Origin of the sequence: Tumebacillus sp. BK434 (assembly GCF_004340785.1) — a bacterium.
In the GTDB taxonomy this organism is placed as follows: Bacteria; Bacillota; Bacilli; order Tumebacillales; family Tumebacillaceae; genus Tumebacillus_A.
Window position 1 is genome coordinate 1 of record NZ_SLXS01000010.1, and the last position, 23,700, is coordinate 23,700.

General features: G+C 59.0%; 22 protein-coding genes and 2 tRNA genes. 21 read left to right on the forward strand and 3 right to left on the reverse strand.

Annotation, left to right across the window (positions count from 1 at the left end; translation table 11 throughout):
• Nucleotides 1-132 precede the first annotated feature (132 nt).
• A tRNA-Thr gene (locus EV586_RS18230) sits at nucleotides 133-208 on the forward strand.
• A 9-nt stretch (nucleotides 209-217) separates the two neighbouring features.
• Nucleotides 218-304 (forward strand) — tRNA-Leu (locus EV586_RS18235).
• Nucleotides 305-353: 49 nt separating this feature from the next.
• On the opposite strand, the gene EV586_RS18240 is transcribed toward EV586_RS18235, so the two are convergent.
• Nucleotides 354-539 carry a hypothetical protein gene (locus EV586_RS18240; protein ID WP_087457695.1) on the reverse strand — a complete coding sequence of 62 codons (186 nt, stop codon included), beginning with the start codon at nucleotides 537-539 and terminating at the stop codon, nucleotides 354-356.
• Between the two features lie 192 nt (nucleotides 540-731).
• Here EV586_RS18240 and EV586_RS18245 point away from each other — a divergent pair, with 192 nt between their 5' ends.
• Nucleotides 732-1,103, forward strand: coding sequence for a DUF5665 domain-containing protein (locus EV586_RS18245; RefSeq protein ID WP_243653086.1), 372 nt, complete (start codon nucleotides 732-734; stop codon nucleotides 1,101-1,103).
• 46 nt (nucleotides 1,104-1,149) lie between these two features.
• Nucleotides 1,150-1,860: a TraR/DksA C4-type zinc finger protein gene (locus tag EV586_RS18250; RefSeq protein WP_132946521.1), complete on the forward strand. Its 711-nt coding sequence runs from the start codon at nucleotides 1,150-1,152 to the stop codon at nucleotides 1,858-1,860.
• 43 nt (nucleotides 1,861-1,903) lie between these two features.
• Here the strand turns inward: EV586_RS18250 and EV586_RS18255 are convergent, their stop codons facing one another.
• Nucleotides 1,904-3,574 (reverse strand): S8 family serine peptidase, encoded by a 1,671-nt coding sequence (locus EV586_RS18255; RefSeq protein ID WP_207893941.1) that lies wholly within the window; start codon nucleotides 3,572-3,574, stop codon nucleotides 1,904-1,906.
• 211 nt (nucleotides 3,575-3,785) lie between these two features.
• Between EV586_RS18255 and lspA the strand changes: the two genes are divergently transcribed.
• From lspA to EV586_RS18325, 14 genes are all read left to right on the forward strand, one after another.
• Complete coding sequence (lspA, locus tag EV586_RS18260) at nucleotides 3,786-4,265, forward strand: signal peptidase II (protein ID WP_243653087.1); 480 nt, start codon at nucleotides 3,786-3,788, stop codon at nucleotides 4,263-4,265.
• Nucleotides 4,265-5,242, forward strand: a complete 978-nt coding sequence (locus tag EV586_RS18265; protein WP_132946523.1) for an RluA family pseudouridine synthase — start codon at nucleotides 4,265-4,267, stop codon at nucleotides 5,240-5,242. The genes lspA and EV586_RS18265 overlap by 1 nt, the downstream gene beginning before the upstream one ends.
• A gap of 242 nt (nucleotides 5,243-5,484) precedes the next feature.
• Entirely contained in the window at nucleotides 5,485-6,039 is a 555-nt protein-coding gene (gene pyrR / locus EV586_RS18270; RefSeq protein WP_132946524.1) for a bifunctional pyr operon transcriptional regulator/uracil phosphoribosyltransferase PyrR, read from the forward strand.
• Nucleotides 6,040-6,193: 154 nt separating this feature from the next.
• Nucleotides 6,194-7,447, forward strand: coding sequence for a uracil permease (gene uraA, locus EV586_RS18275; RefSeq protein WP_132946525.1), 1,254 nt, complete (start codon nucleotides 6,194-6,196; stop codon nucleotides 7,445-7,447).
• Between the two features lie 176 nt (nucleotides 7,448-7,623).
• The gene (gene pyrB, locus EV586_RS18280) at nucleotides 7,624-8,583 is read left to right on the forward strand and encodes an aspartate carbamoyltransferase (protein ID WP_132946526.1); all 960 of its coding nucleotides are present in this window, start codon (nucleotides 7,624-7,626) and stop codon (nucleotides 8,581-8,583) included.
• 30 nt (nucleotides 8,584-8,613) lie between these two features.
• Entirely contained in the window at nucleotides 8,614-9,900 is a 1,287-nt protein-coding gene (locus EV586_RS18285; protein ID WP_132946527.1) for a dihydroorotase, read from the forward strand.
• 93 nt (nucleotides 9,901-9,993) lie between these two features.
• Nucleotides 9,994-11,076, forward strand: coding sequence for a glutamine-hydrolyzing carbamoyl-phosphate synthase small subunit (gene carA, locus EV586_RS18290; RefSeq protein ID WP_132946528.1), 1,083 nt, complete (start codon nucleotides 9,994-9,996; stop codon nucleotides 11,074-11,076).
• Between the two features lie 3 nt (nucleotides 11,077-11,079).
• Nucleotides 11,080-14,277, forward strand: coding sequence for a carbamoyl-phosphate synthase large subunit (gene carB / locus EV586_RS18295; RefSeq protein ID WP_132946529.1), 3,198 nt, complete (start codon nucleotides 11,080-11,082; stop codon nucleotides 14,275-14,277).
• Between the two features lie 19 nt (nucleotides 14,278-14,296).
• On the forward strand, nucleotides 14,297-15,064 hold the full coding sequence (locus EV586_RS18300) for a dihydroorotate dehydrogenase electron transfer subunit (protein ID WP_132946530.1): 768 nt from the start codon (nucleotides 14,297-14,299) through the stop codon (nucleotides 15,062-15,064).
• On the forward strand, nucleotides 15,064-15,993 hold the full coding sequence (locus EV586_RS18305) for a dihydroorotate dehydrogenase (protein ID WP_132946531.1): 930 nt from the start codon (nucleotides 15,064-15,066) through the stop codon (nucleotides 15,991-15,993). Before EV586_RS18300 ends, EV586_RS18305 begins: the two co-directional genes overlap by 1 nt.
• Nucleotides 15,993-16,715, forward strand: a complete 723-nt coding sequence (gene pyrF / locus EV586_RS18310) for an orotidine-5'-phosphate decarboxylase (RefSeq protein WP_132946532.1) — start codon at nucleotides 15,993-15,995, stop codon at nucleotides 16,713-16,715. The genes EV586_RS18305 and pyrF overlap by 1 nt, the downstream gene beginning before the upstream one ends.
• 27 nt (nucleotides 16,716-16,742) lie before the next feature.
• Nucleotides 16,743-17,372, forward strand: a complete 630-nt coding sequence (gene pyrE, locus EV586_RS18315) for an orotate phosphoribosyltransferase (protein ID WP_132946533.1) — start codon at nucleotides 16,743-16,745, stop codon at nucleotides 17,370-17,372.
• 131 nt (nucleotides 17,373-17,503) lie between these two features.
• Entirely contained in the window at nucleotides 17,504-17,770 is a 267-nt protein-coding gene (locus EV586_RS21255) for a late competence development ComFB family protein (RefSeq protein WP_165898693.1), read from the forward strand.
• Nucleotides 17,771-17,910: 140 nt separating this feature from the next.
• Nucleotides 17,911-18,594 carry a Crp/Fnr family transcriptional regulator gene (locus EV586_RS18325; protein WP_132946535.1) on the forward strand — a complete coding sequence of 228 codons (684 nt, stop codon included), beginning with the start codon at nucleotides 17,911-17,913 and terminating at the stop codon, nucleotides 18,592-18,594.
• Nucleotides 18,595-18,715: 121 nt separating this feature from the next.
• Here EV586_RS18325 and EV586_RS18330 read toward each other — a convergent pair whose 3' ends face one another.
• Entirely contained in the window at nucleotides 18,716-18,916 is a 201-nt protein-coding gene (locus tag EV586_RS18330; RefSeq protein WP_132946536.1) for a hypothetical protein, read from the reverse strand.
• Nucleotides 18,917-18,995: 79 nt separating this feature from the next.
• On the opposite strand from EV586_RS18330, the gene EV586_RS18335 reads away from it, so the two are divergent.
• The 3 genes from EV586_RS18335 (at nucleotide 18,996) to EV586_RS18345 (ending at nucleotide 23,685) form a co-directional block, all read left to right on the forward strand.
• Nucleotides 18,996-19,805, forward strand: a complete 810-nt coding sequence (locus EV586_RS18335; RefSeq protein ID WP_165898694.1) for an alpha/beta hydrolase — start codon at nucleotides 18,996-18,998, stop codon at nucleotides 19,803-19,805.
• A gap of 340 nt (nucleotides 19,806-20,145) precedes the next feature.
• Nucleotides 20,146-21,978, forward strand: coding sequence for a ribosomal protection-like ABC-F family protein (abc-f, locus tag EV586_RS18340; RefSeq protein ID WP_165898695.1), 1,833 nt, complete (start codon nucleotides 20,146-20,148; stop codon nucleotides 21,976-21,978).
• Nucleotides 21,979-22,026: 48 nt separating this feature from the next.
• The gene (locus EV586_RS18345; RefSeq protein WP_132946539.1) at nucleotides 22,027-23,685 is read left to right on the forward strand and encodes a CocE/NonD family hydrolase; all 1,659 of its coding nucleotides are present in this window, start codon (nucleotides 22,027-22,029) and stop codon (nucleotides 23,683-23,685) included.
• Nucleotides 23,686-23,700: the final 15 nt, after the last annotated feature.

A 23,700-nucleotide genomic window follows, 5' to 3' on the forward strand; every position in this document is an offset into this window, starting at 1 on the left:
AAGGTTGATAGGCTGGAGGTGGAAGCGCCGCGAGGCGTGCAGCTGACCAGTACTAATCGGTCGAGGGCTTATCCTAAGTATTCTTTGACTCACACACTCGCTATTCAGTTTTTGGGGAACACAACCCCAGATGCCGATGTAGCTCAGTTGATAGAGCAATCGATTCGTAATCGATAGGTCGCAGGTTTGAGTCCTGTCATCGGCACCATCTTCACATGCGGTCATGGCGGAATTGGCAGACGCGCAAGATTCAGGTTCTTGTGGGGGCAACCCCGTGGAGGTTCAAGTCCTCTTGACCGCACCAGATGAAAAAAGACTCGATCCATTCGGATCGAGTCTTTTTGCATTCATCATTAGGGACGGAAAAAAGCGGTGGAGATGATCCATGTAGCGAATCCGATCAAGAGCATGGCGATAAACACCTGCGAAAAGGGAATCACGTAATCAAACAGCATTTTGGTCAAAAAACTTGCAAAAAGTTCAACGCCCCCGACCCAGATCATGATGGATGCCAGGGAACGTATGGTTTGTCGGCGCACCTGACAGACTCCTCTCTAACCAGCAGATGGACATACGGTCATCAATTCTATTTTTCATCATACACCTGATAAAAGCACTCCCTCAAGGCGTCACAGTGCGAATCTTTGACAATTCTGTGCCTGCTTCCATCAATCTCTCAACATGGAGCGGCAGGCTTGCGGGAATAGTAGCGATAAGCAGGAGGGATCGACATGGCGAACAAGCATCCGCTGGGCAATACGCGCCGCACGGAACGCGTGGTGCAGGAACTGAAACAGATCACGCTGGAAGATAAGGTGAGTGTGTTGAGCGAACAGATCGAGCGGCTAGCCATTCATATGGAAAAGGCGAACTTTGCCGACTACGTGAGTATGCTCCTCAGGCCAAGGCGGATGATGTTCTATAGTCTGCTGGGCGGTATTGCACGCGGTGTCGGATTGGGCGTCGGGTTTTCCGTGATCGGTGCCACTTTGGTCTACCTGTTACAGAAATTGCAACTGTTGGGCTTGCCTCTGATCGGGGACTATATTGCTGAACTCGTTCGCATTGTGCAATCGAATCTGAATAACCCGTACATGCGATAACCTTGCACACACGCCGCAAAATCTGTCTGAACAGGAGGGGACTCAGATGATGAATCTCACCAACGATCAAATTCGACAGTTGCGTTCCCAACTTGAAGAAGAGATGTCTGACATTCGCGACCGGTTGGACAATCACGATACCTATCAGCTGCAGGAATCGCTGATGGATTCGACCGGCGAACTGTCTCACTATGACAACCATCCGGCCGACCTCGGATCGGAAGTGTTTGAAAGAGGGAAAGATCTGGCGTTGCGTGACGCGGATAGTTTGCGCATCGACGAGATCGACGATGCGCTCGAACGGATGGAGGACGGCACATACGGCACGTGCGCACAGTGCGGCGCAGTCATTCCATACGGGCGTCTGGAAGCCAATGCGGCTGCGAAGCATTGCGTGCGCTGCCAAGAGGAGTTGGACGAACAAGAGATCTCAGCGAATCGTCCGGTCGAAGAAAACTTCCTGTACCCGGGCTTTGGACGCTCGTTTATGGATCACAATGATGAAGACTACAACGGCTATGACGGGGAGGACGCCTGGCAGGACGTGGCCCGCTATGGAACGGCTGCGACCAATGATGAAAACCCGGACGCCCTGCACCCGAACGAATGTTACCTCCATGCCGATGAACGCCTCGGCTATGTTGAGGATATTGAAGGCTTCACGATCACCGACATCGAAGGCAATCCCGTTTCGGACCCGCAATACGTGCACAATGATGCGTACCGCCGGGCGTGGAGAGAAGCTGACGAAGGCTGAGAAAAAAGCTCTGTGCCGCAATTGGCACAGAGCTTTTTGGCCGTTACTTGAACGATCCATCGAGATGGTACGCGCCAGTGCCGTTATAAGAGTACACGCGGACGGTGTACGTGCCGGTCACAGTCGGCTGGAAGGTGATCGTCTCCTGACGCGAGGTGCTCAGCGAGGAGCCGACCTGCGTGCCGGACGGATTGGTTAGGTAGAGGTCGAAGTCGGGCGTCGAAGAACTGGTCCAGTTCGGCATAAGCAGGGTGAGGGCGATCGGTGTCGCCGTTGAAGTCACATTGAACGTGTAGGATTGCGATTGGCCTTTCGCTGTCAGATTGCCCGACCAGAACTGATGGTTCGGCACGCTCGGACCGGTTCCCGTATAGCCGCCGGCCGACTTGATCGCTTCATACGCTTGCAGGCGTCCCCAGCCGTAGTCGACGTCTTGCCCGGTCACGCCCCAGTCCTGTGCGGTGGTGATCAGCTTGTTTTTGATGTCGACCGGCGTCAGCGCGTAGTTGGCATCAAACATCAGCGCTGCCACACCGGCTGTAAACGGCGTTGCCATCGAAGTGCCGCTGTAGGAGACGTATTGGTTGGTCGAGTTCGCCCGCGGTGCCATGATGTTGTATCCGGGGGCCATGATGTCCGGCTTGACCCGCCCATCTGCAGTCGGGCCGCGCGAGGAGAAGGAAGTCACGTTAAACCCGCGTTCGCCAACATCGGCAAACGCCCCGACGGTGATCGCTTCACGCGCCGCACCCGGCGAACCGATCGTCGACTTGCGCGGCCCGGAATTGCCGGCAGCGATGACGGCGACAAGACCGTTGGCCACGGCGTTGTCGATCGCTTGTGACGTGGAGTCATTGCCATCGGAAGAACCGGAGGTGCCAAGCGACAGGTTGATCACTTTGATGCCGTACGTGTTTTTGTTAGCGATTGCCCAGTTGATCCCGGCGTCAACATCGGCCATGGTGCCGCTGCCGTTGCCGTCGAGCACTTTGATTCCGACCAGGCCGGCGCCAGGCGCCACGCCTTTGTATCCGGAATTGCCTTCCCCGGTGCCGGCGATGATGCCGGAGACGTGGGTGCCGTGCCCGTCATCGTCATAGGGTGCCGGGTTCGGAGTCGGACCGACAAAGTCTCGAAAGGCGAGAATTTTGCCGCCGTCGAGGTCGACATGGGTGCCGTCAATCCCGGTGTCGATGACGGCCACCACGACGTCCGTGCTGGAATAGGAAGTCTCGTTGCCGTCGCGGTCCCCGGTCAGGCCAAAGTCGATCCCGGCTTGGCGTGAACCGAAAGAGTCGGGCGCTGTGTTCATCGTCTTATGCACCGGCGCATCATATTGAATCGATTCGATCAGGGGATGTTTTTGCAGTTTCTCGATCTGTGACTTGGTCAAAGCAGCTGCAAATCCTTGGTAGGCATGCTCATAGGTGTGTTTGGTTTTGAAGGTGCCAATTTCGTCTTTGAGTTTGTTCAGCTTGTGTGCGGCAAATTTTTCGTTCAGGCGTACGATGACGTTGATCTCCTCGTTTGACGCTTTGCTTGTGAGCAGTGATTCGAGGTCATCAAACACTTTGTTTTTGTTGCTGTCGACCATTTTCTCGATGTTCTTGCTGTCGCTCGAATCGGGTTTTTTCTCTGCGGCTGCAAAACTCGCGGTCGAGGTGACCGTCAGCGCTGCGGACAGCGCGAGGACAGCCCATGCTTTTTTCTTCATTGTCATGACCACCCATCTTTTATTAATGTCATTATGTGTATTAAATATCGAACTCGGTGTAATTTTACAAGTTGCGCAGTGTTAATATTCCGTATGCTCAGAAAAATATTTTTGTTTGAAATCAAAGCCAGCGGAGCATGGTAAAGTGAAAGGGAATGTGCTACAATGGGCAAGCAAAAAACGGGCTTTTTTGCCTTTTAGAGGTGACAAGATGCTGTTTTATCTGCTGATCGCTCTTGTGGTGGTCCTCGATCAAGTGATGAAATATTACATACGCACGAATATGCAAGTGACCGAGTCGGTTCCGCTGTGGGAAGGCGTGATCAACCTGACGTCGCACCGCAATACTGGCGCTGCATTCGGGATCATGGAAGGACAGCAGTGGTTCTTCATCCTGAGCGTGGTGGCTGTGATCGTCGGGGTGATCTATTTCCGGGCCAAAGGTGAATTCAAAGGCCGGCCGCTGATGGAGACGGGCGTCGCTCTGCTCGTCGGCGGCGCGATCGGCAATGCGATCGACCGCGTGGTTTTTGGCGCGGTGACCGACTTTTTTGACCTGCAGTTCACGAAATTTGCGATCTTCAACATCGCTGACATCGCGATCAATCTCGGGGTTGGTTTGATGATCCTGTCGATGTTGTTGGAATGGGTGCGGACGAGCAAGAAAGTCAGCAGGAAGGGAGATGCCTGATGGAAGAGAATGTGCAAACGGAACTGAACGGGACGGATGATGAGTTCGCCGAACGCGACACGATGTCGTGGACGATCGGCGAGGAGGCAGGCGAGCGCATCGACAAGCTCTTGACCGGCTGGGTGAGCGAACTGTCCCGGACGCAGGTGCAGGAGCTGATCGAAGAGGAAGCGATCCTCGTCAACGGCAGCAAGTCGAAACCGAACTACAAGGTGCGCGCAGGCGACGTGATCACGCTCGACCTGCCCGAGCCGGCAGAAGTGGCTTTGGTCGCGGAAGACATTCCGCTCGACGTGCGCTATGAGGACCAGGATGTGATCGTCGTCAACAAGGCGCGCGGCATGGTTGTGCACCCGGCGGCGGGACATGCCAGCGGCACGCTTGTGAACGCCCTCCTGTTCCACTGCAAGGACTTGTCGGGCATCAATGGCGAAGTGCGTCCGGGCATCGTGCACCGGATCGACAAAGACACGTCCGGCCTTCTGATGGCGGCAAAAAATGACCTGGCGCACCGCCACCTGTCCGCGCAGCTCAAAGAGCACTCCGTGACCCGCAAATACATCGCCGTCGTCCACGGCGTGATCGAACATGATCTCGGCACGGTCGATGCCCCGATCGGACGTCATCCGGTGCATCGCCAGCAGATGGCGGTGATCCGTGAAGGCGGCCGCGAAGCGGTGACGCATTTCCAAGTCATCGAGCGGCTGGAGAAGCATACGGTCGTCGAGTTGAAGCTGGAGACGGGCCGCACCCACCAGATTCGTGTCCATATGGACTTCATCGGGCATCCGCTGGTCGGCGACCCGAAATACGGCAACCAAAAGCGCAATAAATTCGGCGACATCATCGATGGCCAGGCGCTGCATGCCCAAGTGCTCGGCTTTGTGCATCCGCGCACCGAGGAGTATCTGGAGTTCTCGACCGATATTCCGGAAGAGATGACGCGCCTGATCGACTTTTTGCGACAACAGGCTTGACGAGTCTCGCGAATATTGTTATCCTTCAATAGAACTGAATAAGTCCTTTAAACTGATCCTGTGAGGTCGGTAAGGAGTCGGCGCAGAGTCCGGATGCTTGCGAGCATCTCAGGTCTCTGCAACACAACTGTGCGCATAAGCAGTAGGCTTCTTCCATCCAGGGAAGAAGCCTTTTTTGTCGACTTGGGGACACTAGCAAACAAGCCATACCCGCAAGACTGTGTGAGACTGGAGGGGCCACGATGGAACTGACCGAAAAAACGCAGTTGCTCGATGCGGAAGCGATCCGCCGGGCTCTGACCCGCATCGCCCATGAAATCGTCGAGAAAAACAAAGGCACAGAAGATCTGGTGATCATCGGCATCAAAACGCGCGGCATCCACCTCGCCAAACGGCTCGCCGAGCGCATCCAGGCATTTGAGGATCAAACGGTGCCGGTCGGGACGCTCGACATCACCTTGTACCGTGACGATCTCAAACAGCGCACGGAAGAGGCGGTGGTGCACGGCTCGGAGATTCCGTTTGACATCACCGATAAGAAAGTGGTGCTGGTCGACGATGTGCTTTTCACCGGACGCACGGTCCGCGCTGCGCTCGACGCCTTGATCGACATCGGGCGGCCGACACAGATCCAACTGGCCGTGCTGGTCGACCGCGGACACCGCGAACTGCCGATCCGCCCCGACTATGTGGGCAAAAACGTTCCGACCTCCCGCGACGAAGTCGTAGCGGTGAACCTGGCGGAAACGGAGCAAGTAGACAAAGTCATCATCATGGAAAAAGCAAGCACTCTTTAACCGGGTCCCGTGAGGCGCGAAAGAGTGGGATGCTTTGGACAGGCCCTGCCGCACCCTGGCTGTGCCCTGCCCGAACACGCCCTCTCCGGAACGCTGCGGAGAGGTTTTTTGTTACCAAGGGATCGAGGGGTTTGTCATCTGGGGGGTATACATCATGAGTCAACAACGAGTTGTCGATGTCCACGAGCAACTGCCGCTCTTGCAATCGATTCCGCTTAGCCTGCAGCATCTCTTCGCCATGTTTGGCGCGACGGTGCTGGTGCCGTTTCTGACCGGACTGAATCCGGCGATCGCGCTCCTCACGAGCGGGATCGGCACCTTGATCTACATCTTCCTGACCAAAGGCATGATTCCGGGCTATCTCGGATCGTCCTTCGCCTTCATCGCGCCGATCATCGCGGTGTCGAAAGCGGAAAGTCCGGAAGCCGCCCTGTTCGGCTGCCTGATCTCCGGGATCGTGTACATCATCGTCGCTTTGATCATCAAAGGGGTCGGCATCGACTGGCTGAACAAGCTGCTGCCGCCGGTCGTCGTCGGTTCGATCGTCATCGTTATCGGTCTCGGACTCGCCGGTACGGCGGTCAACATGGCTTCGGAAAACTGGATGGTCGCTTTTGTCGCCCTGATCATCGCGATCATCGCCTCCGCGTTCTTCCGCGGGTTTCTCGGGGTGATCCCGATTCTGCTCGGCATCATCGGCGGCTACATCTTCGCGGCGACGCAAGGCATGATCGACTTCTCGAAAGTGGCGGAAGCAAGCCTCGTCGCCATGCCGGAATTCCAAACGCCGAAAGTGTCTTGGACGGCAGCGCTGTTGATCGCGCCGGTCGCGCTGGTCACGATCGCCGAACACATCGGCCACCTGCTGGTCACCGAGAACATCGTCGGCCGCAACCTGATGAAAAAGCCGGGCCTGCACCGTTCGATGCTCGGTGACGGCGTCGCCACGGCGATCGCAGGTGCGCTGGGCGGTCCGCCGTCCACCACATATGGCGAGAACATCGGTGTCATGGCGATTACCCGCGTCTACTCGGTCTGGGTGATCGGCGGCGCGGCGGTGTTCGCGATCCTCTTCGCCTTCAACGGCAAAGTCAACGCACTGATCTCGACGATTCCCGTCCCGGTCATGGGCGGCATCTCGATCCTGCTCTTCGGGATCATCGCTTCGGCCGGACTGCGCATGCTGGTCGAAAGCGGCATCAACTATGGCAACAAACGCAACCTGATCATCTCCTCCGTCATCCTCGTGCTCGGGGTGGGCGGCGCGAAGATCCACATTGGCGAGCTGCCGATCGAAGGGATGGCGCTGGCGACGTTCGCCGGCATCCTGCTCAACCTGATCCTGCCGAAAAACATCAACAATGACGGCGCGGTACAGGCAGAGACGCCGAAGGATCAAAACAAGTAAATAGGTGAAAATAGAAACGTTCTGTGCCTTCACAGCACCTTTAAACCAATACGAGAGATTGGTAAGGTCTGTTCTGTCGGACGTGTAGTTTACTCTGTCTGCGGGACTCCCTTGCCGAAGCGAAATGCCAAGCAATGGGAGTCTTTTTTGTGAGAAGAAACCGGGAGGTAGCCGACATGTACCACGTGCTCAGTGCTTATCAATTTGACCGCAACCAATTGGATCATCTGTTCCGCATGGCGGAGATTATGGAATATACCGCTGCCAACGGCGGTTCGAACGTTTTAAACGGCAAGATCATGGCGGCTCTGTTCTTCGAGCCCAGCACGCGCACCCGCCTTTCGTTTGAATCGGCGATGCTGCGCTTAGGCGGCAAGGTGGTCTCCACCGAAAATGCGGCCCAGTTCTCCTCGGCGATCAAAGGGGAGACGCTCGAAGATTCGATCCGGGTGATCTCGTCGTACGCCGATGTGATCGTGCTGCGCCACAATGAAGTCGGCGCCGCGACCCGCGCGGCGAAAGTGGCCGACGTGCCGGTGCTCAACGCCGGCGACGGCGCAGGCGAACATCCGACCCAATCTCTGCTCGACCTGTTCACGATCCAAAAAGAGTTGGGCACGATCGACAACCTGCACATCGCGATGGTCGGCGACCTGACCTATGGGCGCACCGTACACTCCCTTTCCTACATGCTCGCCCGCTACCAGAACGTGACGATCTCCTTCGTCGCGCCGGAGAATTGCCCGATTCCGCAAAAAGTCAAAGACTATCTCGATCAGCAAGGCGTCACCTACTTCGAAGAAAGCGATCTGCAGCAAGTGGCGGAAAAAGTGGACGTGCTGTACATGACGCGGATCCAGAAAGAGCGCTTCCCGAGCGGTGAAGAATATCTGAAAGCGGCAGGCAAATATGTGATCGACCAAACGGTACTCGATCTGATGAAGCCAAACGCGATCATCCTGCATCCGCTGCCCCGCGCCGGCGAGATTCTGCCGGAAGTGGATGCTGACCCGCGCGCGGCCTACTTCCGCCAAGCGAAAAACGGCGTCTACATCCGCATGGCCTTGCTCGCCTACTGCCTCGGCGGGAAACAGGCGGAAGCGGAACTGGAAGCATTGGCAAAAGTGATGGGCTAACCAAGCCTGGACATACAGAGGAGGATGACGATGGGACTGCTACTGAAAAACGGACGACTGCTGAACTTGAAAACGGGTGAGCTGGAAGCGCGCGAACTGCGTATCGAAGGGGAGATCATCGCTGAGGTGGCGGAGCGCATCGATGCGGCCGGCCATGAAGTGATCGACCTGAACGGCAACGTGATCCTGCCGGGCTTCCTCGACATGCACGTGCATCTGCGCGAGCCGGGCTTTGCAGCGAAAGAGACGATTGAGACCGGCACGGCGGCGGCGGCACGAGGCGGGTTCACCACCGTGGCTTGCATGCCGAACACCCGCCCGGTGATCGACTCGCCGGAACTGATCCGCTACGTGTATGAGACGACCGCAAAGGAAGGCTCCTGCACCGTCCTCCCGTACGGCGCGATCACCAAAGGGGAGCTGGGCGAAGAGCTGACCGACATCGCCGCTTTGAAAGCGGCTGGCGCGCTCGGCATCACCGACGACGGCGTCGGCGTGCAGTCCTCCTCCTTGATGCGCGAAGCGATGCGCGTCGCTGCGGCGCTCGATCTGCCGGTGGTCATCCACTCCGAAGATGAAGACCTCGCCAAAGACGGCTGCATGAACGAAGGCGTCGTCTCCAAGCGCCTCGGCCTGCCGGGCATCCCCGGGCTGGCAGAAAGCGCGATGATCGCCCGTGACATCCTGCTTGCAGAAGACACCGGCGCACACCTGCACGTCTGCCACATCTCCGACGCCGCTTCGGTCGAACTGGTGCGCTGGGCCAAAAGCCGCGGCTTGAAGGTGACGACCGAAGTCACCCCGCACCATCTGCTGCTGACCGAAGAGATCATCGACCGGACGGACGGCCGTGACGCCAACATGAAAGTCAACCCGCCGCTCCGCTCGGAAAAGGACCGCCTGGCCTGCCTGCAAGGGCTGCTCGACGGCACGATCGACATGGTGGCGACCGACCATGCGCCGCACACCGAAGAGGAAAAACAACGCCCGTTTGCCACCGCGCCATTTGGCTTCATTGGCCTTGAGATCGCCTTCCCGCTCCTCTACACCGAACTGGTGCAGCAAGGCACCCTGCCGCTGCATGAACTGGTGCAGAAGTTCACGGTGAACCCGGCGAACGTGTTCAAAATCGACCGCGGCAGCCTCGAAGCGGGCAAAGTGGCCGACCTGACCGTCGTCGATCTGGAGGAAGAGCGCGAGATCGCAGCGGCAGAACTGAAGACCAAAGGACGCAACACGCCGTTCCTCGGCAAAAAGGTCAAAGGATGGAGCGTGCTGACGATCAACCAGGGTCGCATCACCTACCAGAACCACTAGACGAAGCAGCGAACCGAGCAAGCAGACCGACCAGAACATACCAACCAGAGCAAACCAACCAGAGCATGAGACAAAAGAAGGGTGGAGAAGCGAATGCGAGCAAGGCTGATCTTAGAAGACGGAACGGTATTTGAAGGCACCGCGTTTGGCGCGGCCGGCGAGTCGTTTGGCGAAGTGGTGTTCAACACCGGCATGACCGGCTATCAAGAGGTGCTGACCGACCCGTCCTACTACGGGCAGATCGTGACGATGACCTATCCGCTGATCGGCAACTACGGGGTCAATGTTGACGACATCGAATCGAACCATCCGCACGTGCGCGGCTTCGTGGTGCGCGAGTGGTCGGAACACCCGAGCAATTGGCGCAACATGGGCAGCCTCGATGAGTACCTGAAGAAGCACAACATCCTCGGTATCCAAGGCATCGACACCCGCATGCTGACCAAAAAGATCCGTGTCAAAGGCACGATGGGCGGCGTGATCACCACGCTTGAGGACACGGTGGAGGAGTATGTGGCCAAGCTGAATACGCCGCACCTCCTGCCGCGTGACCAAGTGGCCCGTGTCACCACCAAATCGACCTACCGCAGCCCGGGTAAAAACCGCCGCATCGTCGCGATGGACTTCGGGATGAAATCGGGCGTGCTGCGCTCGCTCGTCGCCCGCGGCTGTGATGTGACGGTCGTGCCGGCCGACACGCCGGCGGAAGAGATCCTCGGCTGGAAGCCGCATGGCGTGATGCTCTCCAACGGCCCTGGCGACCCGGCCGACCTGAACGACATCATCGAAACGGTACGCCAACTGATCGGCCAAGTCCCGATCTTCGGCATCTGCCTTGGTCATCAGCTGATCTCGCTGGCTTGCGGAGCGAAGACCGACCGCCTGAAATTCGGCCACCGCGGCGCCAACCACCCGGTCAAAGACCTGCTCAACGGCCGCTGCTACATCACGTCGCAAAACCACGGCTATGTGGTCGTAGCCGAGTCGCTGGAAGGCACCGGCCTGGAACTGACGCACATCAACCAAAACGACGGTTCGGTCGAAGGCGTGCGCCACACCGAACATCCGGTCTTCTCTGTTCAGTACCATCCGGAGGCGCGTCCGGGTCCTGACGACTCCGACTACCTGTTTGACCGTTTCATGGAGATGATTGAAGCACACTGGGAGGGGAAATAAACCATGCCGCTGCGTACAGACCTCAAGAAAATTCTCGTCATCGGTTCCGGTCCGATCGTCATCGGACAAGCTGCAGAGTTTGACTATGCAGGCACCCAAGCCTGCCACGCCCTGCGCGAAGAAGGGATCAGCGTCGTGCTCGTCAACTCCAACCCGGCGACGATCATGACCGACATCGAAACGGCCGACAAAGTATACGTCGAGCCGCTGACCCCGGAATTTGTCGCCCAGATCATCCGCCAGGAAAAACCGGACGGTCTGCTCGCCACGCTCGGCGGCCAAACCGGCCTGAACATGGCGGTCAAACTCCACGAGCTGGGCGTGCTGGAACAAGAAGGCGTCGAACTGCTCGGCACCGCGCTCTCCTCGATCAAGCAGGCGGAAGACCGCGAAGAGTTCCGCTCCCTGATGCATGAGCTTGGCGAACCGGTGCCGGAGTCGGAGATCGTCAACACCTACGAAGGTGCGAAGCAGTTCGCCGAAGAGATCGGCTTCCCGATCATCATCCGCCCGGCATACACCTTGGGCGGCACCGGCGGCGGGATCGCCAAGGACTGGGCGGAATACGAAGAGATCGTCAACCTCGGCCTCCAGCTCTCGCCGATCTCGCAGGTGCTCGTCGAGCGTTCGATCGCCGGCTTCAAAGAAGTGGAATATGAAGTGATGCGCGACAAAAACGACAACTGCATCGTCGTCTGCAACATGGAGAACTTCGATCCGGTCGGCATCCACACCGGCGACTCGATCGTCGTGGCGCCGTCGCAAACGCTGTCCGACCATGAGTACCAGATGCTGCGCGCCTCGGCCTTGAAGATCATCCGCGCGCTCGGCATCGAAGGTGGCTGCAACGTACAGTTCGCGCTCGACCCGGACTCCTTCCAGTACTACCTGATCGAAGTCAACCCGCGTGTCTCCCGCTCCTCGGCGCTGGCATCGAAAGCGACCGGCTACCCGATCGCCAAGATCGCGGCGAAGATCGCCATCGGTTACACCCTCGACGAGATCGTCAACCCGGTCACCAAGCAGACCTACGCCTGCTTCGAACCGGCGCTCGACTACATCGTCACCAAGATCCCGCGCTGGCCGTTCGACAAGTTCGTCTCCGCCAAGCGCGTGCTCGGCACGCAGATGAAAGCGACCGGCGAAGTGATGGCGATCGAGCGCTCCTTTGAAGCATCGCTGATGAAAGCGGTGCGGTCGCTGGAGATCGGTCTCGACTCGCTCGACCTGCCGGGTGCAGACGAACTCGATCAGGAGTCACTGGAGAAACGCCTCGTCGCTGCGGACGATGAACGCCTCTTCCTGCTCGCCGAAGCTTTCAAGCGCGGCTACACGGTGGAGCAGCTGCACGACCTGACCAAAATCGACGAATGGTTCCTGGTGAAAGTGGAAGGCATCGTCCGCCTGCTGCAAACGATCGGCGCGGAAGGCCTGACCGAAGCGAACTTGCGCAAAGCGAAGAAATGGAGCATCACCGACTCGACGATCGCCCGCTATGCACAGACGTCGGAGGACGAGGTGTACGGCACGCGCCAAGCGCTCGGCCTGCGCCCGGTGTTCAAGATGGTCGATACTTGCGCCGCCGAGTTCGACGCCGAGACGCCGTACTACTACTCCGCCTACGAGACGGAAGACGAAGTGGCCGAATCGAACCACAAAAAAGTCGTCGTGCTCGGCTCCGGCCCGATCCGCATCGGCCAGGGCATCGAGTTTGACTACTGCTCCGTCCACGCGGTGTGGGGGTTGAAAGACGCCGGGTACGAGTCGATCATCATCAACAACAACCCGGAGACCGTTTCCACCGACTTCTCGACGTCCGACCGCTTGTATTTCGAGCCCCTGCACATCGAAGACGTCATGCATGTCATCGACCGCGAACAGCCGGAAGGCGTGATCGTCCAGTTCGGCGGACAGACGGCGATCAACCTCGCCGCACCGCTCGCCAAGCGCGGTGTGAAAATCCTCGGCACCCAGCTTGCCGACATCGACCGCGCGGAAGACCGCGAGAAATTCGACCAGCTGCTCACCGACCTCGACATCCCGCGCCCGCAAGGCAAGACGGTCTTTACCGTCGAAGCGGCGGTGCAGGCGGCGAACGAAACCGGCTACCCGGTCGTGGTGCGCCCGTCCTACGTCCTCGGCGGACGCGCAATGGAGATCGTCTACACCGAGCAGGACCTGCTGCACTACATGAAGCACGCGGTAAAAGTCAACTCTGAGCACCCGGTGCTCGTTGACCGCTACCTGACCGGCCTTGAGATCGAAGTCGACGCCATCGCCGACGGCGAGACGGTGCTGATCCCGGGCATCATGGAGCACGTCGAGCGCGCAGGGGTTCACTCCGGTGACTCGATCGCCGTGTATCCGACGCAAAAGCTCTACTCGCACCTGAAAGAGACGATCATCGAATACACGACGAAGATCGCCCGCGCCCTGAACGTCAAAGGGCTCCTGAACATTCAATACGTGGTCTCCAAAGACAAGGTGTACGTGATCGAAGTCAACCCGCGCTCCTCCCGCACCGTGCCGTTCCTCTCCAAAGTGACCGGGGTGCCGATGGTCGACGTGGCGACCCAGATCATCTTCGGCAAGTCGCTGACCGAACAAGGGTACCAAAACGGACTCTGGCCGGAGCCGCAGGACATGGTCGCCGTCAAGGTGCCGGTCTTCTCCTTCGCCAAACTGCGCCGCGTCGACGTCACGCTCGGCCCGGAGATGAAATCGACCGGTGAAGTGATGGGGCAGGAGCGCACGTTCGCCAAAGCGCTGTACAAAGGCCTGCTCGCCGGCGGCATCGACATCCCGGAGCACGGCACGATCATCGCGACGATCGCCGACAAAGACAAGGAAGAGGCGCTGCCGATTCTCAAGGGCTACGCTAACCTCGGCTTCCGCTTCCTGGCGACCAAAGGCACGGCGGCGCTCCTGCGTGCCCAAGGCATCTCGGCGGTCACCGAAGTCAAAAAACTGGCGGAAGGCTCGCCGAACCTCGTCGACCTGCTGCGCCAAGGCAAAGCCGACATGGTGATCAACACGCTGACCCACGGCAGAGACACCTCCCGTGACGGGTTCCGCATCCGCCGCGAATCGGTCGAACACGGCATTCCGTGCCTGACCTCGCTTGATACGGCGCAGGCGATGCTCGACGTGCTGCAGTCGATCCGCTTCTCGACCGTGCCGCTCGGCAAAGGGCAGAACTAACAAAAGGGGGCTGGGACACATGGCACGGCTTACGATTCTCGAACACAAAGCAATCGCCAGCAACATGATGTGGATGGTGTTTGAAGCGCCGGAGAACCTCGACTTTTCCCCGGGCCAGTTTCTGCACATCCGCGTGACCGACGGAGTGGATCATCTGCTCCGCCGGCCCATCTCCCTCTGCAAGGTGCTGGGGGACAAAGCGGGCATCGGCATCGCCTACCGTGTCGGCGGCAAAGGCACCCGGCTCTTGCAGGCGAAACGCCCTGGCGACACGCTGGACGTGCTCGGACCGCTTGGCAAAGGGTTTCCGCTGCACGACGGCGACGAACATGTCCTGCTCGTCGGCGGCGGGATCGGCGTGCCGCCGATGCTGGAGCTGGCCGAACAGCTGACCCGCCAAGGAGTGCGGGTCACGTCGATCGTCGGTTTCCAGACGGAGCAGGTGGCGATCCTGATCGATGAGCTGAACGTGTTTGGCGAAGTGCTGGTCGCGACCAACGACGGGACGCTCGGCAAGCAGGGGTTCGTCACCGATTACATGACCGATCAACTCCTCGCTTCGGCCGACCGCTTTTACGCCTGCGGGCCGACGCCGATGCTGCGCGCGGTGCAGGAGAAGATGAAAGGCAAAGTCGAAGGCTACCTGTCGCTCGAAGAGCGCATGGGCTGCGGCATCGGCGCCTGCATGGCCTGCGTTACTTCGTGCGTGCTGGAGGACGGCACGGTCGGGTATAAAAAAGTGTGCAAAGAAGGGCCCGTGTTCCCGGCGCCGGAGGTGGTTTTGTGATGACAGCAAACGTCGATCTTTCTGTGGAAATCGGCTCCTTGAAACTGAAAAATCCGGTGATGCCGGCATCCGGCTGCTTTGCGTTTGGCAAGGAGTTTGCCGACTTTTACGACTTGAGCCTGCTCGGGGCGATCACGGTGAAAGCGACGACGCTCGAACCGCGCCTCGGCAATCCGACCCCGCGCGTGGCGGAAACGCCGGGCGGGATGCTCAATGCGATCGGGCTGCAGAACCCGGGCGTGGAAAAGATCATCGCCGAGGAACTGCCGCACCTGCGCAAGTATGACATTCCGGTGATCGTCAACGTCGCCGGCACGACGGTGGAAGACTATGTGGCCGTCACGGAGCGCTTGATGGACAGCGAAGACGTCGATGCGATCGAAGTCAACATCTCCTGCCCGAACGTAAAGTGCGGCGGGATTCAGTTTGGCACCGATCCGCAGCAGGCGGCACATGTGACCCGCGAGATCAAGCGCGTGTCGAAGGTGCCGGTGATCGTCAAACTGTCGCCGAACGTGGCCGACATCGTGGGGATGGCGAAAGCGGTGGAAGACGCCGGGGCGGATGCGATCTCGCTGATCAACACGCTGGTCGGCATGTCGATCGACCTGAACAAGCGACGCCCGTTGATCGCCAACGGCATCGGCGGCTTGTCCGGCCCGGCGGTGAAGCCGGTCGCGGTGCGCATGACCTATCAGGTGGCGCAGGCGGTGCAGATTCCGCTGATCGGCATGGGCGGCATCATGACCGGGGAGGATGCGATCGAGTTCATGATGGCGGGTGCGGCGGCGGTGGCGGTTGGCACGGCCAATTTTGTAAACCCGATGGCCTGCCCGGAGATCATCGACGAGATGCGCGCGTATTGTGCGGAAAACGGCGTGGCGCGCGTGCGCGATCTGCAAGGCGCAGCGTGGAAGGAGCTGGCGTGATGAACATGGCACTTCAGCCGCAAGAACGGATCTTTGTCGCTCTCGACTATGACAACATGGACGATGCGCTGCGCATGGCGGAGCGGCTCGGCGACACGATCAGGACGATGAAAGTCGGGCTGCAGCTCTTTTTCAACAGCGGGCCGCAGATCTTGCACCGCTTGCATGACATGGGCTTTCAAGTGTTTATGGACTGCAAGTTTCACGACATCCCGAACACGGTGGCCGGCGCGTCCGACTCGGTGACGCAACACGGCGTGTACATGTTTAACGTGCATTGCGCCGGCGGTGTAGAAATGATGCAGCGCGCCAAGGCAGCGGCGGTCAGACGGGCAGAACAGATGGGCATCGCCGTGCCGAAGCTGATCGGCGTGACACAGCTGACTTCGACGTCGCAAGGGATGCTCAACGACGAGATCGGCGTGCCGGGCGATGTGCAAAGCTCGGTCCTCCACTACGCGACACTGGCGCAACAGGCCGGACTGGACGGCGTGGTGGCGTCGGGACACGAGATCGCGGCGATCAAGAGCGCCTGCGGAGACGACTTCTTGACGGTGATCCCGGGCATCCGGCCGACCTGGGCGGCGAGCAACGACCAAAAAAGGATCATGACGCCGAAGGAAGCGCTGCAGGCCGGTGCGCACTATCTGGTGATCGGGCGTGCGATCACACATGCGGACGATCCGAAAGCGGCCGCCTTGCGCATTCTGGAGGAAGTATAAGCGACACATTTCGAGGGGGAAACTTAGATGACCACGACGACAGCGAACAAAATCTCGAAAGCTTTGCTCGACATTCAAGCGGTGTTCCTGCGCCCGAACGACCCGTTCATCTGGGCGTCCGGAATGCGCTCGCCGATCTACTGCGACAACCGGCTGACCTTGTCCTACCCGGAAGTGCGCGATCTGATCGCGGAAGGATTTGCGGAGCTGATTCAGGAGAAATACGGCGACGTGGACATCATCGCGGGCATGGCGACCGGCGGGATCGCCCATGCGGCGTTTGTGGCGCAGAAGCTGAACAAACCGATGGTCTATATCCGCTCCTCGGCGAAAAAGCATGGCAAGGGCAATCAGGTGGAAGGGTCGCTTCCGGCCGGTAAAAAAGTCGTGATCATCGAAGACCTGATCTCGACGGGCGGTTCGGTGCTCGAAGGCGTGACGGCGGTGCGCGAAGCGGGCGGCGAAGTGCTGGGTGTGGCGGCGATCTTCACTTACGAGTTCCAAAAAGCGGAAGACAACTTTGCGGCTGCCGAGTGCCAATTTGACACGCTGACCAATTACTCGGCCTTGCTGCCGACCGCGGTGGAGTCCGGCTATGTGTCGGAAACGGACCTCGAACTGTTGAGAAAATGGAAAGAAGCGCCGGAGAAGTTTTAATATGCGATCTGCAAGAGACCCTGGACAGGGTCTTTTTTGCATGTTCAGGCAGGAAGTTCGGGGAATGGCGCAGAATGATTATAAATTGCGATAAGTTGTTTTTTAATATCAGTATAGTGAGGTGCGCGGAGATGAAAGTCACCAATTTGATGGAACAGATCGTGGAAGAGGTGCTGGACGAGCAGTGGCACTATCTGAACGTTTCCTGCCCCTGCGAGCTTTGCAAAAATGACATCCTGGCTGTCACGCTCAACGCTCTGCCGCCGCGCTATGTGGCGCATGACCGCGGGCGGGTGATCGTACAGGCGCGGATGATGCAGGAGCAGATGAAAGCGGATGTGCTTAGGGAGATCGCCCGCGCAGCGGGCATTGTCAGCACGAAACCGTCACATCAGTAACGACGGCCAAAGATCGCGGACAGCGGTCTTTTTTCTGATCGGTTGCGTGATTTTCTCGTTGCGAGGAGTACGCATCTGTGTTACTTTATAAAGGGAAGTAACACGATACGATCACACTGGCGAATGGGGAGGGCAGTTCTATGAGCGAATGTGCAATCTGCTACCTCGGACAATATGACCTGTTCAAAGATCTGACTGAAGATGAACTGGATATGCTGGGGCGAGGCAGTCAGCCGACTGTGATTCCAAAGCGCGAGTATATTTTCACGCCGGATGACCCGGGCAATCAGGTATATATGTTGAAATCAGGGCGTGTGCGCATCTCGCGTCTGTCGGAAACGGGCAAACATTTCACCTTGGTCATTTTGGAGCCGGGCGATGTGTTTGGTGAAAACGCGCTGTTTGCAGATGAACCGCGCCGCAATTTTGCAGAGGTGCTGGATGATGCGCAGATTTGCGCCATCGATAAAAAGGAATTCGAAAAGATCGCGATGCGCAATCCGTCTGTGTCGCTGAAGCTGGCCCAGATCGTCGAACATCGCTTGAATGAGGCGCAGGAGCAGATCGAGCATCTCGTGTTTTACGATGTGCAGACCCGTCTGGCCCGCCTGCTGCTGAAGCTGGCCGACATTCACGGCGAACGCGTGGACGGCGGCGTGCAGATCGGAATCAAATTGACGCATGAAGACATCGCGTCGCTGATCGGCTCGACGCGGGAAACGACGAGCAAGATTTTGAACGAATTTAAAGCCAACGGCTGGATCGATGTGAAGAAACGCCACATTATTTTGGTCGATCAAAAGGTACTGGCTGAGATGAAGTGAGAGAGTGCATACATAGCGCTCTCTCTTTTTTTGCGGGAAGAGGAAAGGCCTGACGAGGCACGAAATAGGTTGTAAGTACAGAAAGAAACCGCCAGCGTGGAGCGGGCGGCTTGAGCGCTGCTTAAGCATCATAGGAACGGATCTCGTAGGTGCGGGTGGCTGCAGGACGGGTGGGACGGCGTTTTACCGGGATCTTCGGTTTCGGTTGTGGTGCAGACGGTCGGCGGAATTGGGTGAACAGGAAGATGATGCCGACCAGTTCTGCCAAGCTTCCTGCCATCCCGACGGCGTCTCGGATCATGTAAAACATTTTGTCTTCCAAAGCTGCTCCCCCTTTCCGACCATTTTGATGCGAGTATATGGGAGTTGGACATCAAGCAGAACAAAGGGAGGCGAATTTGGTGCAAGCGATTCATACGGAAGTCTTCAAGGCGGGGCAATCGACGGGGCTTGCGGCGGTGCTGATTCATGGCGCTTCCGATCACAGCGCCCGCTATCGGCATGTGATCGAAACATTGAACGCGGGCGGTATCGATGTGATCAGCGGCGACCTGCCAGGATTTGGCCGTTCCAAGGGGCTGCACGGGCATATCGACCGCTTCGGCGACTATCTGGAAGCGGTGGACGGTTGGGTGCGCGAGGCGGAGCGGGTGGCCGGAGCAGCGGGGCGCGTGGTGATGATCGGGCACAGCATGGGCGGATTGGTCGCCGTGCGCTACCTGCAGGAGTACGGCGCACAGCGGGAGCGGATCATCGGGGCGGCGCTGTCCTCGCCGCTATTGCGCGTGGCGGTGGAGATCCCTGCCTGGAAGCGCCAGATCGCCAAAGTCCTCGACCGCGCGATACCGAAATTGCGCATGCCTAGCGGGATCAGCACGGCGTACCTGACCCGAAACCAAGAGGTCGTCGCACAGTATGAGCTCGACCCGCTTTGCGGCGGTGTGGTCAGCGCCCGCTGGTACGCGGAGATCCAGCGCGCGATGGAATTGGCCAAACGCGAGGCGGGCAAGATCGCCGTTCCGATCCTGTTGCTGCAGGCCGGAGCGGACCGAATCGTCGCGCCGGAGGAAGCGGAGCCGTTTTTCCGAACGCTTCCCGAGCGGGAGAACAACAAGTTCCTCTGCTATGGAGATTGCTACCACGAGCTGTTCAACGAGCCGGAGCAGGATGTGATTCTGGCTGAGCTGCTGGAATGGGTTGCCAAGTTGTAAGCGTTTGGCATATACTTGTGTTGTCAAACATTCCTATATTTCTGAAAGGTGGCATCAAGATTCTACATGATCTACTAAGTTTGCAATTCGACGATCACCAATTGAATCGGTGAGTAGAATTCAAACGCGGCTGCTGAGCTGCGAGAGCGGGACAGGTGTGCCCTGTCACGAGACTCTCGAAGTGGACCCATGTAGACAAACGATTGATGCGCCATTCGCATGCATTGGCTTATTTCGGTATGCGGAAATGGGGAATGGGATCGGATGTTGGAAGCCGTGGTCGCGTTTGCTGACTGCGGCTTTTTTGTGTGGGTGCCCTTCGAATCGGGAGGGATTCACGATGTTAGTTGTCAAGATCAACGATTTGAAAAAGATGTTCGTGACGCGGACGGTGTTTGAGCAACTGGATGCGGCGATCGCCTGGGGCGAAAAGGTGGCGATCGTCGGGCCGAACGGGGTGGGGAAAACCACGCTGCTGAAAATGTTGACCGGGGAAGAGACGCCGGACGACGGGGCGGTCGTGTGGGACCCGCAGCTGGACCGGCAGCGCGTCGGGCTGTTGACGCAGCAGATACAGTTGCGCGACGGCGAGACGGTGCGCGAATATGTGCGCGGGGCACGGCCGGAACTGCTGGCGGTGGAACGTGAGATGAGACAAATTGAGACCAGGATGTCGAAAGATATTTCTCGGGAAATAACGGCTGAAGAGCTTGTGTCACGCTATGGAACGCTGCAGGAGCGCTATGAAGAGCTGGGCGGCTATACGTTCGACAGTGAGCTGGAGCGGGTGCTGAAGGAAGCGGGGGTGGCACCTGAGGTCTGGGAGACGGAGCTTACGGCGGCCAGCGGCGGGCAAAAGACGCGGGCGCAGCTGGCGAAACTTTTGCTCGGTGAACCGCAAGTGCTGCTGCTCGATGAGCCGACCAACCATTTGGATGCAGAGACGATGGATTGGCTGGAAGCGGTGATCCGCGGCTTTGCGGGCACGGTGGTGACGGTGTCGCATGACCGCTACTTTCTGGATCGCACCGCCACGCGCATTTTGGAACTGAGTCCGAGGCAGCTCAGATCGTATCCGGGCAATTACTCGGCGTATCAGGAGCAAAAGGAGCTGGAGCGCCGCACGCAGCAGGCGCTGTACCAGAAGCAGCAGGTGGAGATGCAGCACTTGGAAGAGCTGATCGGGATGTACAAAACGTGGTACATCCGGGCGCACAATGCCGGCGGCGGCAACAAAAAGCGGACGAAAGGTCACATCAGCCGCATGCGCAACAAGGAAAAGCAGTTGGAGCGGCTGCAGGCGGCGCGAGTGGAGCAGCCCAAAGAGGCGCAGTCGATCCAGCTGTCGTTCAACAGCTCCGAGAAACTCGGCAACCGGCTGTTTCTGGTCGAGGATATGGCGGTGCGCTTTGGCGGGCGGACGCTGTACGAAGAGGTGAATTTTGCGGTGGAGCGCGGGGAGCGGATCGCGCTGCTCGGGCCGAACGGGATCGGGAAAAGCACGCTGCTGAAAGTTCTGACCGGCGAGCTGGTCCCGGCGGCCGGCACGGTCAACGTCAGCCCGCAAGTGCGGATCGGCTATTTCGGGCAAGAAGTGGAGCGACTCAACCCGGAGAACTCGATCCTCGAGGAAGTGCTGGAGCTGGAGACGCTGACCCAGACGGAAGCGCGGACGGTGCTGGCCGGATTCATGTTCCGCGGGGAAGCGGTGTTCAAGAAGGTTGGGACACTGAGCCAAGGTGAGAAATGCCGGGTGGCGTTTGTGAAGCTGTACTTCTCCGGGGCGAATGTGCTGGTGCTCGACGAGCCGACCAACTATCTCGACATCCCGGCCCGCCAGCGGGTCGAGCAGGCGCTGCAAAACTTCCCCGGCACGCTGCTGCTCGTCTCGCACGACCGCTACATGGTGCAGCGGCTGGCGACACAGCTGCTCCTGTTTACGCCGGGGCGGGTGACACACTTTGCAGGCGGCTGGCAGGCGTGGCAGGAGCATCAGGAACGCCGCCGCTATACGCCGGAGGACCTGCAGCGTCAGGAACAGCGGATGATCTTGCAGCTGGAGCTGTCGCGCCTGGCCGAAAAGCTCGACAATCCGCACTCGCGGCCGGAGGATCGGGAACTTGCAGCTGCGAAGTTGACGCTGGTGCAAGGACAGTTGCGCGCCTTGTCGTAATAATACGTTATCAAAGATCTTGATCAAAGACTGAGGAGGTTGAGCGAGATGGAGATTCAGATTCGACGCGGCTTGCGGATTCCGATGCGTGACGGGGTGACATTGGCGGCCGATCTGTACCGACCGCTTGGAGCGGGGCAGCATCCGGCGATCGTCGTGCGCACGCCCTACCTGATCAATACCGACATCATTCACGAGACGGCTACTTATTATGCGGAGCACGGGTTTGCCGTGCTGTATGTGGATGTGCGGGGGCGCGGCGATTCGGACGGGGTGTTCGTGCCGTACCGCCACGAAGCGGTCGACGGCTATGACACGATCGAATGGGCGGCGGCGCAGGACTGGTGCACCGGCGCGGTCGGCACGATGGGCGGCTCGTATCTGGGTCGCATCCAGTGGCTGACCGCGCTCATGCAGCCGCCGAGCCTGCAGGCGATGTCCGTCTCGGTGACGCCGTCCGACCCGTTTGTGGAATGGCCGACCGGCATCACCACGCCGCAGCACCTGTGCTGGCTGTACATGACCAGCGGGCGCCTGATGCAAAACGTCGACGTGGTGGACTGGGACAGCATCTACTCCCATCTGCCGCTCGTGACGATGGATGAGCTGACCGGGCGCGACCTGCCGCATTGGCGCGAAGAGATGGAGCATCAAGGGCTCGATGCGTGGTGGAAGGAGATCTGCTATCAGCACCGCTTTGCGGAGCTCGATTTGCCGGTGCTGCATATCTCCGGCTGGTACGACGATGAGCAGGTCGGCACCCCGCTCAATTTTGCCGGGATGACACAGCGGGCGAAAACGGAGCAGGCCCGCCGGAGCCAGAAGATGATCATGGGGCCGTGGCCGCACCGCATCAACGCGTCGACGACGCTTGGCGAGCTTGATTTCGGCCCGGATGCGCTGATCGATCTGCGCGGGTATCATGTGCGATTTTTCAACCATTGGCTGAAAGGGGAGCCGAACGGGCTAAACGAAGAAGCGCCGGTACGGTTGTTCGTGATGGGGGAAAACAAGTGGCGCGAAGAGCAGGAGTTTCCCCTGGCCCGCACCGCGTGGACGAAGTTCTATCTGCATAGCCAAAACGGGGCCAACTCGCGCTTCGGTGACGGCGTGCTGTCGCAAGCAGCGCCGCGTGAAGGGGGCGGGGAAGCGCCGGCCGACACGTATCTGTATGATCCGGCCGATCCTGTTCCGTTTCTGACCGAACCGACTTCAGCGCAGATCGGCGGGCCGGACGACTATGCGCAGGTGGAGGAGCGGCGCGATGTGCTGGTCTACTCCACGGAGGTGTTGACAGAAGACGTAGAAGTGACCGGGCCGGTCAAGATGGAGCTGTTTGCCGCTTCCAGCGCGGTCGACACCGATTTTATGGCCAAACTGCTCGATGTCTGGCCGAACGGATTTGTTCAGCGCCTGACAGACGGCATGGTGCGGGCGCGGTTTCGCGACGGGATGGAGACGATGTCGCTGATCGAGCCGGGCCGGATCTACCGCTATGAAGTGGACTGCTGGAACACCTCGCATCTGTTCAAAAAAGGCCATCAGATCCGCATCGAGATCGCGTCCAGCGCCTTTCCGAAATACGACCGCAACCTGAACACCGGCGCGCCGCTCGGCAAGACGGCCGAGATGGTGACGGCGGAGCAGAGAATTTATCACACCGCGGAGCATCCGTCGGCCATCCTCCTGCCGATCATCCCCCGCTAGCAGACAAAAGAGACC

Coding starts and splice junctions, on each gene's coding strand:
- pyrB (WP_132946526.1), top strand. CDS start 7,624: ATGTACCACGTGCTCAGTGCTTATCAATTTGACCGCAACCAATTGGAT.
- EV586_RS18265 (WP_132946523.1), top strand. CDS start 4,265: ATGGAAGAGAATGTGCAAACGGAACTGAACGGGACGGATGATGAGTTC.
- EV586_RS18250 (WP_132946521.1), top strand. CDS start 1,150: ATGATGAATCTCACCAACGATCAAATTCGACAGTTGCGTTCCCAACTT.
- EV586_RS18325 (WP_132946535.1), top strand. CDS start 17,911: ATGAGCGAATGTGCAATCTGCTACCTCGGACAATATGACCTGTTCAAA.
- pyrE (WP_132946533.1), top strand. CDS start 16,743: ATGACCACGACGACAGCGAACAAAATCTCGAAAGCTTTGCTCGACATT.
- pyrR (WP_132946524.1), top strand. CDS start 5,485: ATGGAACTGACCGAAAAAACGCAGTTGCTCGATGCGGAAGCGATCCGC.
- EV586_RS18300 (WP_132946530.1), top strand. CDS start 14,297: ATGGCACGGCTTACGATTCTCGAACACAAAGCAATCGCCAGCAACATG.
- carB (WP_132946529.1), top strand. CDS start 11,080: ATGCCGCTGCGTACAGACCTCAAGAAAATTCTCGTCATCGGTTCCGGT.
- lspA (WP_243653087.1), top strand. CDS start 3,786: ATGCTGTTTTATCTGCTGATCGCTCTTGTGGTGGTCCTCGATCAAGTG.
- uraA (WP_132946525.1), top strand. CDS start 6,194: ATGAGTCAACAACGAGTTGTCGATGTCCACGAGCAACTGCCGCTCTTG.
- EV586_RS18245 (WP_243653086.1), top strand. CDS start 732: ATGGCGAACAAGCATCCGCTGGGCAATACGCGCCGCACGGAACGCGTG.
- carA (WP_132946528.1), top strand. CDS start 9,994: ATGCGAGCAAGGCTGATCTTAGAAGACGGAACGGTATTTGAAGGCACC.
- EV586_RS18285 (WP_132946527.1), top strand. CDS start 8,614: ATGGGACTGCTACTGAAAAACGGACGACTGCTGAACTTGAAAACGGGT.
- EV586_RS18345 (WP_132946539.1), top strand. CDS start 22,027: ATGGAGATTCAGATTCGACGCGGCTTGCGGATTCCGATGCGTGACGGG.
- pyrF (WP_132946532.1), top strand. CDS start 15,993: ATGAACATGGCACTTCAGCCGCAAGAACGGATCTTTGTCGCTCTCGAC.
- EV586_RS18255 (WP_207893941.1), bottom strand. CDS start 3,574: ATGAAGAAAAAAGCATGGGCTGTCCTCGCGCTGTCCGCAGCGCTGACG.
- EV586_RS21255 (WP_165898693.1), top strand. CDS start 17,504: ATGAAAGTCACCAATTTGATGGAACAGATCGTGGAAGAGGTGCTGGAC.
- EV586_RS18305 (WP_132946531.1), top strand. CDS start 15,064: ATGACAGCAAACGTCGATCTTTCTGTGGAAATCGGCTCCTTGAAACTG.
- abc-f (WP_165898695.1), top strand. CDS start 20,146: ATGTTAGTTGTCAAGATCAACGATTTGAAAAAGATGTTCGTGACGCGG.